The sequence below is a fragment of the Pseudomonas fluorescens genome (assembly GCF_902497855.1).
Taxonomy (GTDB): Bacteria; Pseudomonadota; Gammaproteobacteria; order Pseudomonadales; family Pseudomonadaceae; genus Aquipseudomonas; species Aquipseudomonas fluorescens_BI.
The window spans coordinates 58415-72334 of record NZ_CABVHU010000005.1; the positions used below are offsets into that span (position 1 = coordinate 58415).

Genomic DNA, 13920 nt, shown 5'->3' on the forward strand with positions numbered 1-13920 from the left:
GTTAGCGGCCGGCGCGTGAAAAAAAGGTCGACGTCCTCAGTCCTTGGCCAGCACACCGTCGATCACGGCACCGCGGCAACCGGCAAACAGATCAAGATCCTGGTTGTAGACCTTGCTGCGGACCTCCAGCAGACCGAGCATCGAATGAAACAGGTTGTCCTGGCTCAAGGGCTTCTCACGGCTCATCTGCAGGCAGTGGGTGTCCACCGAGAACGATTTTTGATAGCTGTCGGAGAACCAGGCGAGCATTGCGACATGTTTTTGTTGTTCCGGCGCCAGCAGGTAAGGCGTGCCATGGAGGAACAGGTTGTACTCGCCCAGGGACTCGCCGTGGTCCGACAGGTACAGCATCGCGGTATCGACTTTGTCCTGATTGCTGCGCAACAGATCGATCAGGGTCGACAGCACATGATCGGTGTACACCAGGGTATTGTCGTAGCCGTTGACGATACTTTCGCGACTGCAATTGTTCAGCGCGTTGCTGTCGCACACCGGGGTAAAGCGTTCGTACTCTTTCGGGTAGCGCTTGAAATATTCCGGACCGTGGCTGCCCATCTGATGCAGCACCAGGACCGTGTCCCTGTCCAGGGTATCGATGAAGTGCTGCAGGCCCTGCAGGAGAATTTCATCACGGCATTCACTGTTGGCGCACAGTACCGGGTCCTTCAGGTTGCTGACGTCCTCGAGGGTGACCCGATCGCAGGTGCCTTTGCAGCCCGACTGGTTGTCACGCCAGATCACGTCAAGGCCCGCGCGCTTGAGTACATCCAGCAAGCTCTCTTCGTTTTTCGCCTTGCTGGCGTTGTAATCCTTGCGGCCCATGTTGGAGAACATGCACGGTACCGATACGGCTGTTTCCGTGCCGCAGGAATGCACATCGGTGAACGCGATCAGGCCGACCTCTTTATCCAGCGTTGGCGTGGTATCGCGGTCATAGCCGAGAATGCCGAAATTCTCGGCCCGGGCGCTTTCGCCCACCACCAGTACGGTCAGGGATTTACGGGCATGGGTTTGCCAGGCCGGATTTCTCTCGGCGTCTTCACCTACTTTGACAAAAGGTTGCTGCGCGGAGACTACTTGTTCGCGCAAGTAACTGGCCGTGGCACCGATGTAATTACTCGGCACCACCATCAAGCGCAGTTCATGGTGATTGCGAAACAATGAAGACAAGCCCTGGTAGTTGATCAACGCCACGCCGCCCATGACGGCCACCGAGGCGACACTCACCAGCACTTTACTTAACAGTTCACGGTGCCAGCGACGATAACTGATCGGTGTCTTCCACAACAACCACGATGGGAGAACGCCCAACAACAGAATATAAACAAGTAGTTTTATCGAGAGTAAGTCGCGTACTTCCGTCGCATTGGTCTGTGCAAAGTTGCGCAGCATGCCAATGTCGATCAGCACGCCATATTGACTCATGAAGTAAGCCACCCCGGCACTGACCATGAAGATCAGCGTCAGCACCGGTTTCATCACGGCCCGGAAAGCCAGCAGGGTCAGCACAAGATTAAACGCGGCGAGGATCATCACCCCGAAAGCCACGCGCATGACCAAGCCTTTGCCGTCAGACGCGGTGATTGCAAACAGGTGTTGCCAGAGCACAAGATTGAACGCCGAAAATAACAAGGCGCTGGCAATCAGTGTCACCCACTCGGGGCGCACGGCTTTAATCTTCAACATGATGATCGGCTGTTCCTGAAAAGAAGTGCCGTCGGTCAATGTGAAAATTTCATTGACCGCGACAACACAAACTTTAAGCGGCCAACCATCAATTTTTTGTGAAAAAGAAGCCAACGATTAGTTGGCTCCGGGTACTAGCGCATAACTTTAAACTTATTTGAGAATGGTTCAGGTTCTGTTCAGGCTTGATTCAAATACCAGCGCCAGTCCTGCTCACCGACTTCACCCATGAATTGTCGATACTCGGCACGCTTCACCGCCAGGTAAACGCCTAGAAACTCAGCACCGAACGCCTCCCGCGCCCAGCTCGAACCTTCCAGCGCCCGTAACGTCGTCAGCCAGTCCGTCGGCAGCAGTTTAGTGGCCTGGGCGTAACCATTGCCCTCCACCGGTGCGCCCGGGTCGAGTTGCTCGCGTATACCGCGATGGATACCGGCCAGGATCGCCGCCGCCGCCAGATACGGGTTGGCGTCGGCGCCACAGATCCGATGCTCGATATGGCGCGAGAACGCCGGCCCGCCGGGCACACGCAAACTCACGGTGCGATTGTCCACGCCCCAGGTAACCGCCAGCGGCGCGTAGCTATTGGTCTGGAAACGGCGGTAAGAGTTGGCGTTGGGACAGAACAGCAACAACGAATCGAGCAAGGTGCCGAGCATCCCCGCCACGGCCTGTTTCAGCAGCGGCGTGCCATCCGGGGCTTCGCTGGCGAACAGGTTGTTGCCGTCCTTGTCTGCCAGGCTGACGTGCATGTGCATCCCGGTGCCTGCCAGGTCATCGAAGGGTTTGGCCATGAAGCACGCCACCATCCCGTGCTTGTGTGCCACGCCCTTGACCAGCCTCTTGTAACGCACCGCTTCGTCCATCGCCTGCAAGGCGTCGGTGCGGTGTTCGAGGGTGATTTCCACCTGCCCCGGCGCGTATTCGGAGATCGCCGTACGCGCCGGAATGCCCTGGAGTTTGCAGGCGCTGTAGAGGTCGGCCAGGAACGGTTCGATCTGCTCCAGCTCACGCAAGCCGTAGACCTGAGTCCCACGCGGACGCCCGCCATCGACATCCCGCGCCGGCTGCGGCCGACCGTTGCTGTCGCGCTGCTGATCCAGCAGGTAGAACTCCAGCTCCGCGGCCATGACCGGGTAATAGCCGTCGGCCTGCAAGCCTTCGATGACTTTCGCCAGCAGATGCCGTGGATCGGCAATGGTCGCGGGCATGCCCTCCTTCGGGTGCATGCTGACCTGCACCGCCGCCATAGGTATCAATCGCCATGGCATGCGCGTCAGACTGCCGCTGATCGGGTAGGCCCGGCAATCGATATCACCCACGTCCCAGACCAGCCCGCTGTTTTCCACGTCATCGCCGTTGATGGTCAGGCCGAGAATGGTGCTTGGCAGCGGCCGCCCGCTTTCATACACCGCCAGCAACTCATCGCGGTGCAGCAACTTGCCCCGGGGTACGCCGTTGTTGTCGAGGATAAACAACTCGAACATCTCGATATCGGGGTTCTGTTCGAGGAAGGTCAGGGCTTCTTGCGTGGAGGCGAAGGAGGTCGTGGCACAACGCATGGGAATTCTCTTTTTCCGTGTCAGGAGGGGCGCGCAAAAGCACCCACACTTTAATCTCGCGCAGGGCACGAGATCTGTAAGGACTATCAGCAGGAAATGTAAGAATCCGGCGGGCGCGCGTGACGACAATGCCACAGCGCCCAGAAGGCGAGTTTGCAAGGGAGTGCGACCGGACAACCGTCCATAGATAAGACCGCAGTAAACAGATGAGCCGCAGCGTCACACGGGTGGTCAAGTCGTTAAATCGGGATTTGAAGAACTTTGGGTGTGGGTTGGCTAAACATTCACAGATCATTGTAGGAGCGAGCTTGCTCGCGATAGTCGCCAACGATGACGCGTGCTTACTGGTTAAACGCGGCGCTCTTGAGTCCATCGTCGGAACGCCGCCCGGAGCAAGCTCGCTCCTACAGGGTGCTGTGTTCCGACAGAGATATTTAGTTTTTAAATACCGTTCCGGACTTTCTGATTTGCGGCCTCCAGCCCCCCCGCGCTTAATCGGCTCCTCGTCATCCAAGGTCCGATTGATGGAAAACGTCCGCGCAACCTCCCGCCCTGCCCTCTGGCTGATGGCCGGCATCATGCTCGTCGCCCTGAACCTGCGCCCCTCCATGGCCGCCGTGGGTCCTTTGTTATCCACCATTCGCGGCGACATTGCGCTGAGTTTCAGCCTGGCCTCGCTGTTGACCATGCTCCCGGTGATGGCGATGGGGCTGGCGATGTTCTTCGGTCTCAGGGTCAGCCAACGACTGGGGGAACAGCGCACCGTGGTGCTCTCGCTGCTGATTATCGGCGTGGCCACCGTGTCGCGCCTGTTCCTTGATACGGCGGCCGAACTGATCCTCAGCGCGGTACTGGCCGGTATCGGTATCGCGCTGATCCAGGCCGTGATGCCGGCGCTGATCAAATCCCGCTTCAGCGATAACGTATCCGTATGCATGGGCCTTTACGTCACCTCGATCATGGGCGGCGCCGCCATCGCCGCGTCTTTTGCACCCCTTGTGTTGGCCCGGACCGGCAGCTGGCGCGTCGGCCTGGCGATCTGGGCGACGCTGGCGCTGGTGGCGTTGCTGTTCTGGTGCGGCCGGCGCTCGAGGCTGCCAACGCCGGTTTCGGCGTCATCACCCAACGAATCCTTCTTCGGCAATTCCCGCGCCTGGTTGCTGGCGATCTTTTTTGGTCTCGGTACAGCGTCCTACACCTGTGTGCTGGCCTGGCTGGCGCCGTACTACGTGGAAAAGGGCTGGAGCGAACAGAACGCCGGCTTGCTCCTGGGCTTCCTGACCGCCATGGAAGTATTGTCCGGCCTGCTGACGCCGGTCATCGCCAACCGCAGCCGCGACCGACGCCGAGTGCTGGTGGGATTGCTGGCACTGATCATGGCCGGGTTCTGCGGGCTGATTCTCGGCCCGCAACACCTGAGCCTGTTGTGGCCATGCCTGTTGGGGCTGGGCATCGGCGGGTTGTTTCCGATGAGCCTGATCGTGTCGCTGGATCACCTGGACAACCCTCGGCGAGCCGGTGGACTGACCGCCTTCGTGCAAGGCATCGGCTACCTGATCGCCGGTGTCTCGCCGCTGATGGCCGGGATCATCCGCGATCAACTCGGCAGCTTCGAATGGGCCTGGTGGGCACTGACCGGCGTCATGGCGCTGATGATCCTGATGGTCCTGCGCTTCGATCCACGGCATTACACCAGACACATCAGCTAATCTGGAACGGGCGATCGGGGTCATGCATTGGCACGCGACCACTGTCGATGCCCAGGCGCCGCGCAATGCTTGCCGCCTTTCATAAGCTCAAGGCTTATGGCAACCGCCTCACAATTATCAGCGAAACTTCCCACAAGGCATTTTCCTGGCACCATCGTTCCGCTAGGATCTTGCGCACACGTTTGCGCACGTTCAGCGCAAAGAACGCAATGAGACGGAATGGATGCTGAACAGCAATTTGCTTAGAAAGCTCGACATGCAAGATCTCATGGTGTTTGTCGCCGTGTACGAGCAAAGCAGCGTTACCGGTGTAGCCGAGACACTCTGCGTCAGCCAGTCCACCGTGAGCTACTGCCTGAAAAAGCTGCGCACCAGTTTCGAAGACGAGCTGTTCATCAATACCCGCGCGGGTATGTGCCCCACCTGCAAAGCCAGCACCATGTACAGCCACGTGCTGAAGATCCTCGAAAGCATCAACCTGTGTCACGCCGGCACCCAGGCGTTCGACCCAACCCTGCAGCCGCTCACATTCAACATCTGCGCCCCGGAGTACTTCGAACAACTGATCCTGCCGCGCCTGCTGAAACGCTTCGATGTCGCCGGCCTGCCGGTGATGATCAACATGCACAAGTTCGAAACCGACATCCCGGCCGAGGCACTGCGCGATGGCAGCCTGGACCTGGCGATTTGCTTCGGCCCCAACTTCCATCGCAGCCACAGCGATCTCACATCCCGGGTATTGCTGGAGGATGACCTGGTCTGTGTCTTCGATAAGCGCGCCACACCGCTGGAGCCGCGTCTAAGCCTGCAAGCCTTCGTCGCGCGCCGTCATGTGTTCCCGACACCCTGGACGTCCAACACCAACATGGTCGATGGCTGGCTGGCGCAGCAGGCGCAAAAACGGCAGATCGTCGCCCGCGCCAACAGCTACAGCGCGGCGCTGAAACTGATCACCGGCACCGACTTCATCGTGACCTTGCCCCGACGCCTCCAGCCATTGCTGGCCAGCGAGGCGATCTTCAAACATTGCGAAGCGCCCAACGGCCTGCCGGGCTTCACCCTCGACATGCACTGGAGTCAAAGTGTCGATCAGGACAGCGCCAATACCTGGTTGCGCGAGCAAGTGGCCCAGGCCTGCATCGAGCAGGAAAAGCCCTGAGACTCAGTGACCGATGGCGATCTTGGTGTAGGACTCGCGATCGATATCGAGAATTTCCACGGCCAGCTGGACTTCAACGCCTGTCGGCCACTGACACAGGTCCGGTTGGCGAAACGCTTTGCGTCAATCCAAACGGCGGCACAGATAGGCTTGGGTTTGATAGGGAAACTCAATAATTTCACGCCCGCGCAACGACGGGTGCGTTCGGATCAGACTCTGCAACTGCTCGGTAACTTTCACCTTTTCGGAAGGAGGTAAAGCGGCGATGAAACTCACCGACAGAATCCGGTCAATGATGACTTCCTTGGCACTGCCAGCATGTGTGTAGCGAAAGCAGGTCAGTTCAGGGTCAGAAAAGTAATGCCCCTTGAATGGCAATCGCCAGGCTCCGGTATGAAAGCGTGGGGTATCGCCTTCGTACGGAGTAATGATGTCAGTGATGGCCGCCACCCAGTCCACCGACTCATCGCGTACGTTCCAAATCAGCCCCAGTCGGCCGTTCGGTTTGAGCACACGATAGATCTCGGCAAGGGCTGTTTCATTCGCAAACCAGTGGAAGGCTTGGGCGCATATCAATGCTTGCGCCGTTCCTGACTCTACCGGGATAGATTCAGCCGTACCCTTCAGGACTTTTATGTTCGGCAGATACTTTGCAAACTCGGCTCGCATAGCATCGACGGGCTCGACTGCGACAACATCGCTCTCCATGGAGCTCAACAGTCGAGTGAATTTGCCAGTGCCGGCCCCCAAATCAATAACCGTTGCTCCCGGACGGATGTCCAGTGCATCTCTAAGCCAAGCTTGTAGTTCGATGGGATAGCTTGGGCGACCCTTGGCATAGGTGCTGGCTTGTGATGAGTAGCCGAGTTGGGCAACTTTCTGAATACCTGCCATGAGTAGCGACCCGCGTAGTTGATTGAAGAGGAGCTGATCACCCTGACCAGCGATGCGAAACAGGTCAGTGGTTAATGGCCGTCTTCACATAAGACTCGCGATCGATATCGAGAATTTCCACGGCCAGCTGGACTTCAACGCCTGTCGGCCACTGACACAAGTCCTGTACCACCGCCAGCAGGCTGTCCGACAACTGCTTCTTGATCTGCCCTGAGCGACCGCTCAACAACGCCAGCTTCACATGCACGAACGCCCGTTCAGCCATTGCAGTACCGACCTTGAACGTCTCGACCTTCACCGCTCGGCTCTTGATGTCGAATTCGGCAGCGAACTGACCGGAAGCCACCAGTGCATTGTTGAGCCGGATCAACGCCACGTCGGCATTCAGCTCAGGCAGGTTGGCGGTGTATTCCATGTGCAGATGAGGCATTACGTTGCTCCTGAAAGTGGGCGAAAGGGTCGTAGATATAACACGGCGGCGCCCTGCTCACTCGGGCAGCGGCAACAACGCGCGCTCACTCATGAACGCCTCCAGCCGCGACCGCAACCAGCGCTCGGCCGGGTCGGTATCGACATGGCTGAGCCAGACCATCGACAGGTCCAAAGTCGGCGTCTGGAACGGAAACGGTTCCCTGAACAGCACCCCGGACGCAGCCATCGCCTCGGCGGTGTAATCCGGCAGGCTGGCAATCAGGTCAGTCCCGGCGAGCAAGGCCGGCAACGAACTGTATTGCGGCACCGAGAGCACCACATGGCGCGTCCGGCCAATCTCCGCCAGCCACTCATCGGCGTAGCCACTGACATTGGCGGTATGGGACACCAGCACGTGGGGACGCTGGCAATATTCATCGAGGGTCAGCGGCCTGTCGCAAGCATCGGCGCGCAACACATTGGCCTGGATATGCCGCAGCAACTTGCGCTTGGCATTGGCCGGCAGCCCGCGGGTCTGGCTGATACCTACGGTGATATCGCCGGACGCCAGCAAATCCGGAATCCGCCAGTAATCGACATGCTGCACCACGAACACCACTTTCGGTGCCTCCTGGCGCAAGGCCCGCAGCAACGGCGGCAGCAGGCCAAACTCGACATCGTCCGACAGCCCGATACGGAAAGTCATGGTGCTGCTGGCGGGGTCGAAATCATGGGTCAGGCTCAAGGCCACCGACAACGAATCCAACGCTGGCGACAGGTGCCGAATGATCTCCTCGGCCCGCGCCGTCGGCTCCATGCGATGGCCGACGCGAATGAACAATGGATCGTTGAACATCGTACGCAAGCGGTTGAGCGCCGAGCTGATGGTCGGCTGACCGAGGAACAGCTTCTCCGCTACCCGCGTGACATTGCGCTCGAGCATCAAGGTCTCGAACACCACCATCAGGTTGATATCGGCCTTGCGTAGTTCATTGCGATTCATCCACTGATCCCGATCCCTGTGTCTGCCGACAGTTTAGGTAGGTGTCGCAATCGGCGTCTATGCGGCGATGTGAATAGGCTGATGCGGTTTGCGCTTGAAATTCCAAAAAATGGCTGATGTCAGTTCACTGATTTTTCCGCTGAGCTGGATCGTCGGCAGGCAGGGTCGGAGGAGATCCGGGCATCGGCGACGCATCTTCCTCAGGTGTTGTTTGAGGCTTAACTTCTGCTCTGGGGGTGACCGGATCAGGGAAAGGCAGGAAAAGTCGTACAATCCATCCGATCACTGAGAGCAGTACGAAGGTAACGAAGCCGAAGATCAGCCCGACAACCAGAATGCTCAAGGGGTGAATTTGGTCGGCGTCAGGGCTTTCCAGCATGTAGCGAGAAGCCTGGACAGCGACGTACAGGCAGACCGCCACGGCTACCAGCAGCTTTGCGACCAACCACAGCCGTTGCCATCTGTTCATGCACATCCCCGCCATCAGGTGATTTGCTCTGTATTGCATGATAGCTAATCAGTGGGATGCGCCTTGCTGGATCGAAAAGCGACAAAGTCCCACCGCTTGTCCAGCCACAAGGCTTTTCCAGGTATCTAGCTACTCGGCCGTATCGGCAATCGCCCGCAGGATCGGCTCGACGCTGACGAGCATAGGCACTCCTCCCCTGACATCCGGCCCGCTCAGGGATTGAAAACCCAAGGACTCATAATACGAAACTGCATTCGGCGCCGCGTCCAGGTACAAGCCCCTGATAGGCACTTCGTTGTGAACCTTGGCCGCCTGGATGAATGTATGTCTCAGGATTTCCTGACCAATTCCAAGCCCTTGATATCGACGATCCACACCAAACATCACCATCCGCACCACGGGCAGCTGAGACGGCAGGTTCGATTTTTGGATGGCTGGTTTCGCTAGCGTCCTGTCAATGTGCCCCAGCGTGAGCGTACCAAAGCCCACGACTTCGCTTGCCGGGTTGATGGCACCAATCCCCCGGATGTTTTCGCTCTTTAAGGCACGCTTCAAACTGCTTTTGTAGTACTCGTCCATCATGGCAAGCCCACAATCGAAATCTTTCAGGTAAAGATAAGTCTCAAGACGGGCCTGCAAATGGTTGTCGATTTCATAAGCCGGAATCGCTTTTGTCCCCATGCTTGCCTCTCATCAGGTTCAGTAGCCCAGGCGTTGGAGCCGTATCCTCGTTAAGGATCTCCAGAGCTCGGGCATAGGCTTGTTCCGACAGTTCGATACGCCGATGTTTTTCCATCACCTCCTCCGCCTTCTCAAAGGCAGAGGAAATAATGAAAGAAGTCATATCAAGCCCAGAGATTGCTGCGGCCTTGCGGATGAATTCCTTCGCGACATCCGTGGTTTTGAGCTCAAGCCGAGCGTTTTTTGGTGCTTTGAGTATTTCGTTGATTTCTAGCATGGGGTGTCCCCGTTTTCAGAGAGAATATTTCCCTTACTGGTTTCATTTTGTTGCATCCCAGCCCAGGAGCGTGGGTTAGTCATGGGCTCAGCTTCATTCGGGACCAGAGGTCTTCATTGCGATGTACGGATATTAGACGTACGAGTAAACAAGAGTCAATTCCCACCCGTACAATAACCGTACGAAACTGCCTTCCGATCACCTGAGCGGGCATGGCAATCGGGTGCTTGCCCCGGACTTCATCCACTTGTTGCTGCAGGTGTGGGGACAATTTGAGGAGGTTGCCGATACTCGCAGCTCAGTGCCAGGGCAGGAATAGCGGCCATCGAATGACAAACACCAACGGCTCGCTGTTCGCGGCGATTCGGCGCGGTCCATTCTGCTGCCGCGTCGCGCGCGGTAATGCGCGTACGTAATCGCGGCGACTGCGTTTTGTGTCCGTATTTATTACACTTTCCTGATAAGAATCCAGCAGCCTTATTCAGGGCGAGACACTGCTTTAATTTTCTATTAGTTGCTTCAGACCCACAATTTTTAAAACACCAAACCCTATAGAGCGAAATATTCTACAAAAAACTGAATTTGTAGTCCGTAACACGCGCGAATGAAAACAACCGAACTACGCTATTACGGGCACCTTGAGTAGTGAACGGGAGTTCTATTACTGGTTGACCTTATTGAACTGCTCAGGAACAAGATTTGGGGGATCACTCACCAGGATTCTGGTTGTTGCGCACTTGATGTTTGAGTGGCAGCAACAGGATCAATGCTTGGCAGAGGAATCCAGTCATGAAACAACCCCCGCATCGCGCCAGGTTTTACCTTGCCTGTTCATTGCTGATAGCGCTCAACGGTCTTGTCCAGGCTGCGCAAACGGCAAAACCCAACATTCTGTTTATCGTCTCCGACGACACTGGCTATGGTGACTTGGGACCTTACGGTGGCGGTGTCGGTCGAGGCATGCCAACACCCAGCATTGATGAACTGGCCGCACAAGGTACGACCTTTTATTCCTTTTACGCCCAACCCAGTTGCACACCCGGTCGGGCAGCCATGCAAACCGGGCGCATTCCGAACCGCAGTGGCATGACCACGGTAGCGTTCCAGGGCCAGGGCGGCGGTTTGCCTGCGGCCGAGTGGACGCTGGCTTCGGTCCTCAAGACCGGCGGCTACGACACGTACTTCACCGGTAAATGGCATTTGGGCGAAGCCGACTATGCGATGCCCAACGCCCAGGGCTATGACGTGATGAAATACGTCGGCCTGTATCATCTCAATGCCTACACCTACGCTGACCCGGAATGGTTCCCCGACATGGATCCTGAAACCCGGGCGATGTTCACCCAAGTGACCAAGGGTGCGCTATCGGCCAAGGCCGGCGAAAAGCCGGTCGAAGAGTTCAAGATCAATGGCCAGTACGTTGATACACCTGTAGTGGATGGAAAGCCCGGTGTGGTCGGAATTCCGTTCTTTGACGGGTATGTCGAGAAAGCCGCGATGGAGTTCCTCGACACCGCGGCCAAATCGGACAAGCCGTTTTTTATCAACATCAACTTCATGAAAGTGCATCAACCGAACATGCCGGCACCAGAGTTCGTCCATAAATCGATCTCCAAATCCAAGTATGCCGACTCGGTGGTGGAACTCGACACCCGTATTGGCCGCATCATGGCCAAGCTCAAGGCACTGGGCATGGATAAAAATACCTTGGTGGTTTACACCACCGACAATGGTGCCTGGCAGGACGTATACCCCGACGCCGGCTACACACCCTTCCGGGGTACCAAGGGCACGGTGCGTGAAGGTGGCAACCGGGTGCCTGCGATAATGGTCTGGCCGGAAAAAATCAAACCCAGTATGAAAAACCACGACATTATCGGTGGGCTTGATCTGATGGCGACCTTTGCCGCGGTCGCCGGCATCAAACTGCCGGAGAAAGATCGCGAAGGCCAGCCCATCATGTTTGACAGCTATGACATGACCCCGGTACTGCTCGGCACCGGCCCTTCCCCTCGCAAAGAGTGGTTCTACTTCACCGAGAACGAACTGTCGCCCGGTGCTGCCCGCGTCGGTAACTTCAAGGCCGTATTCAACCTGCGGGGCGATGACGGCGCCCCCACCGGTGGCCTGGCTGTCGATACCAACCAAGGCTGGAAAGGCGCGAGCAAGTATGTGGCGACCGTGGCGCAGGTCTTCGACTTGTTGCAGGATCACCAGGAACGCTACGACATTTTCATGAACAACTTCACCGAGCGTACCTGGTCGATGGTTCCCATCAGCGTGGCGATCAACAATCTGATGAAAACCTACGTTCAGTACCCGCCACGCAAGATGCAAAGCATGACCTATGACGGGCCGATCGAGTTGTCCAAATACCAGAAATTCCAGTCGATTCGAGAAGAATTGCAGAAGGAAGGCATTCACCTGCCGATGCCAGCCGGCAACTAGTCAACCTGGTAAAAAAGTGGCGGGCTGTTCACACGCCGTCACTTTTGACCTGAGGTTTTTGAGTATCCGGTAACGCGTCAATAACTCACTGCCGGGAGCATCACAATGAAAACAGTTGGTAAGGTGAATGTATGCCGACAAAAATAACTACCTTGCCCGCTTGTACGCTACTTGTCCTGTGTTCTCAGCAAGCATGGGCTGGCGGGATCATGCTTTACGAAATCGGCACCGATAACGTCGGCCTCGCCAACGCCGGTGCCGCCGCCAGGGCTCAAGGCCCTTCGACGATTGCCAGCAATCCGGCAGGCATGAGCTACCTGCCGGGCACGCAAATCACAGGTGGCTTGCAGGTGCTCTACGGCAACCTCAAATTCAATCGCGACGACCACACCAATGTCGTGGGCAGTGGCAGTGGCGCTGCCCTTGACCCGATGCCGGGTGCCAGTTTTTTCATTAGCCATCAACTTGATGATCATTGGAGCGTGGGCTTCGGTAACTACGGTGACTTCGGTCTTGCCGTCAATTACGACAACGACTGGTCCGGGCGCTACTTCGCGCAGAATTCCAGCCTCCTCGGCTTGTCTTTTGTGCCGAGCCTGGCCTACCGCTTCAATGACCAATGGTCGGTGGGCGTAGGCGTGAAAGCCATGTACGGCATGCTGCAAGCCCAGACGGCCATCGACCGCTCACCCTTCGCCCTTACCGACCGCGGCGATGGACAGTACAAGTACAAGGACAACGATTGGGGCTTTGGCGCGAACGTGGGAGTCATCTATGCCCCGCAACCCGGCACGCGCATCGGCCTGACCTATACCAGCAAGGTCGACCTGGAGTTCGAAGACGGCCTGGACGTAAAGGGTAACGGCCCGCTCCTGCAGCGCCTGGACGGCACCAACACCGAACTCGACATGACGGTGCCACAAACCGTCACATTGAGCCTGTTCCAGCAACTCGACCCACGCTGGGCCCTGCTCGCCTCGGTCAACTGGCAGGATTGGTCGGAATTCGGCGAGATCGCCGCCCAGGTCGACACCACGGCGATCGATGCTGTATCTACCACGATCGATGCCCACTACAAAGACACCTGGCACGTGTCGCTTGGCGGGCAATTCCAGGCCACCCCGCAGTTGCTGTGGAATTTCGGTGTGGCGTACGACAGCAGTGCGGTGTCCGACGGCAATCGCACCTTTACCGTGCCCATGGCCGAATCCTGGCGCCTGGGGACGGGCGCCACCTATGCGCTGAACGAGGACACGGACGTCAACGTCAGTTGGGCCTTGATCTGGCTCGGCGATATGCCGGTGGATCAGACCAAATCGCTGTCGGGCAACCGCACTTCGGGCCAGTTCGACAACGCCTGGATACAAACCGTGACCGGAAACATGACCTGGCGTTTCTGAAACCCGCGACGGCTTGAATGAAGTGGATCGCTGTCGACATCGTTCGCATCAACCGCGTGATGCAGCGTTATTTCATGTATCTGCAGGACGGAGTTTTGCTGGGCTACACACGCTGGCCAACGCCGCTGTAGCACTCGATCAGCTCAGTGATGAGTCAGATCAATGATTGGGCATTCCGAGTCGTCCCTATTTTTCGGGTGCGCCCCCCCCATGCCATTTCG

The 13920-nt window shown here is 57.4% G+C and carries 12 protein-coding genes and 1 pseudogene; 4 read left to right on the forward strand and 9 right to left on the reverse strand.

Annotated elements, in window-relative coordinates:
• Positions 1 to 36 precede the first annotated feature (36 nt).
• On the reverse strand, positions 37 to 1686 hold the full coding sequence (locus F8N96_RS11940; RefSeq protein ID WP_150797985.1) for a phosphoethanolamine transferase: 1650 nt from the start codon (positions 1684 to 1686) through the stop codon (positions 37 to 39).
• A gap of 179 nt (positions 1687 to 1865) precedes the next feature.
• Entirely contained in the window at positions 1866 to 3248 is a 1383-nt protein-coding gene (locus F8N96_RS11945; protein ID WP_150797986.1) for a glutamine synthetase family protein, read from the reverse strand.
• A gap of 524 nt (positions 3249 to 3772) precedes the next feature.
• On the opposite strand from F8N96_RS11945, the gene F8N96_RS11950 reads away from it, so the two are divergent.
• Both F8N96_RS11950 and F8N96_RS11955 read left to right on the forward strand, forming a co-directional pair.
• On the forward strand, positions 3773 to 4957 hold the full coding sequence (locus tag F8N96_RS11950) for a cyanate transporter (RefSeq protein WP_150797987.1): 1185 nt from the start codon (positions 3773 to 3775) through the stop codon (positions 4955 to 4957).
• 223 nt (positions 4958 to 5180) lie between these two features.
• Entirely contained in the window at positions 5181 to 6116 is a 936-nt protein-coding gene (locus F8N96_RS11955) for a LysR family transcriptional regulator (RefSeq protein ID WP_150797988.1), read from the forward strand.
• A 3-nt stretch (positions 6117 to 6119) separates the two neighbouring features.
• Here F8N96_RS11955 and F8N96_RS35350 read toward each other — a convergent pair.
• The 7 genes and pseudogenes from F8N96_RS35350 to F8N96_RS11990 all read right to left on the reverse strand — a co-directional run.
• Positions 6120 to 6218, reverse strand: a pseudogene (locus F8N96_RS35350) (5-carboxymethyl-2-hydroxymuconate isomerase); the annotation flags it as partial.
• A 21-nt stretch (positions 6219 to 6239) separates the two neighbouring features.
• Positions 6240 to 7010 (reverse strand): class I SAM-dependent methyltransferase, encoded by a 771-nt coding sequence (locus F8N96_RS11965; RefSeq protein WP_150797989.1) that lies wholly within the window; start codon positions 7008 to 7010, stop codon positions 6240 to 6242.
• Positions 7011 to 7074: 64 nt separating this feature from the next.
• Positions 7075 to 7440 (reverse strand): 5-carboxymethyl-2-hydroxymuconate Delta-isomerase, encoded by a 366-nt coding sequence (locus F8N96_RS11970; protein ID WP_150797990.1) that lies wholly within the window; start codon positions 7438 to 7440, stop codon positions 7075 to 7077.
• A gap of 57 nt (positions 7441 to 7497) precedes the next feature.
• Entirely contained in the window at positions 7498 to 8424 is a 927-nt protein-coding gene (locus F8N96_RS11975) for a LysR substrate-binding domain-containing protein (protein WP_150797991.1), read from the reverse strand.
• A gap of 124 nt (positions 8425 to 8548) precedes the next feature.
• A complete protein-coding gene (locus tag F8N96_RS11980; protein ID WP_224794089.1) occupies positions 8549 to 8932 on the reverse strand; it encodes a hypothetical protein in 384 nt (127 codons plus the stop codon).
• A gap of 90 nt (positions 8933 to 9022) precedes the next feature.
• The gene (locus F8N96_RS11985; RefSeq protein ID WP_150797992.1) at positions 9023 to 9574 is read right to left on the reverse strand and encodes a GNAT family N-acetyltransferase; all 552 of its coding nucleotides are present in this window, start codon (positions 9572 to 9574) and stop codon (positions 9023 to 9025) included.
• Positions 9546 to 9851: a DUF1778 domain-containing protein gene (locus tag F8N96_RS11990; RefSeq protein ID WP_150797993.1), complete on the reverse strand. Its 306-nt coding sequence runs from the start codon at positions 9849 to 9851 to the stop codon at positions 9546 to 9548. Before F8N96_RS11990 ends, F8N96_RS11985 begins: the two co-directional genes overlap by 29 nt.
• 789 nt (positions 9852 to 10640) lie before the next feature.
• On the opposite strand from F8N96_RS11990, the gene F8N96_RS11995 reads away from it, so the two are divergent.
• The gene (locus F8N96_RS11995; RefSeq protein WP_150797994.1) at positions 10641 to 12299 is read left to right on the forward strand and encodes an arylsulfatase; all 1659 of its coding nucleotides are present in this window, start codon (positions 10641 to 10643) and stop codon (positions 12297 to 12299) included.
• 131 nt (positions 12300 to 12430) lie between these two features.
• Entirely contained in the window at positions 12431 to 13699 is a 1269-nt protein-coding gene (locus F8N96_RS12000) for an OmpP1/FadL family transporter (protein WP_150797995.1), read from the forward strand.
• The last annotated feature ends 221 nt before the right edge of the window (positions 13700 to 13920 follow it).

Coding starts and splice junctions, on each gene's coding strand:
- F8N96_RS12000 (WP_150797995.1), top strand. CDS start 12,431: ATGCCGACAAAAATAACTACCTTGCCCGCTTGTACGCTACTTGTCCTG.
- F8N96_RS11940 (WP_150797985.1), bottom strand. CDS start 1,686: ATGTTGAAGATTAAAGCCGTGCGCCCCGAGTGGGTGACACTGATTGCC.
- F8N96_RS11990 (WP_150797993.1), bottom strand. CDS start 9,851: ATGCTAGAAATCAACGAAATACTCAAAGCACCAAAAAACGCTCGGCTT.
- F8N96_RS11945 (WP_150797986.1), bottom strand. CDS start 3,248: ATGCGTTGTGCCACGACCTCCTTCGCCTCCACGCAAGAAGCCCTGACC.
- F8N96_RS11955 (WP_150797988.1), top strand. CDS start 5,181: ATGCTGAACAGCAATTTGCTTAGAAAGCTCGACATGCAAGATCTCATG.
- F8N96_RS11950 (WP_150797987.1), top strand. CDS start 3,773: ATGGAAAACGTCCGCGCAACCTCCCGCCCTGCCCTCTGGCTGATGGCC.
- F8N96_RS11985 (WP_150797992.1), bottom strand. CDS start 9,574: ATGGGGACAAAAGCGATTCCGGCTTATGAAATCGACAACCATTTGCAG.
- F8N96_RS11980 (WP_224794089.1), bottom strand. CDS start 8,932: ATGCAATACAGAGCAAATCACCTGATGGCGGGGATGTGCATGAACAGA.
- F8N96_RS11965 (WP_150797989.1), bottom strand. CDS start 7,010: ATGGCAGGTATTCAGAAAGTTGCCCAACTCGGCTACTCATCACAAGCC.
- F8N96_RS11970 (WP_150797990.1), bottom strand. CDS start 7,440: ATGCCTCATCTGCACATGGAATACACCGCCAACCTGCCTGAGCTGAAT.
- F8N96_RS11975 (WP_150797991.1), bottom strand. CDS start 8,424: ATGAATCGCAATGAACTACGCAAGGCCGATATCAACCTGATGGTGGTG.
- F8N96_RS11995 (WP_150797994.1), top strand. CDS start 10,641: ATGAAACAACCCCCGCATCGCGCCAGGTTTTACCTTGCCTGTTCATTG.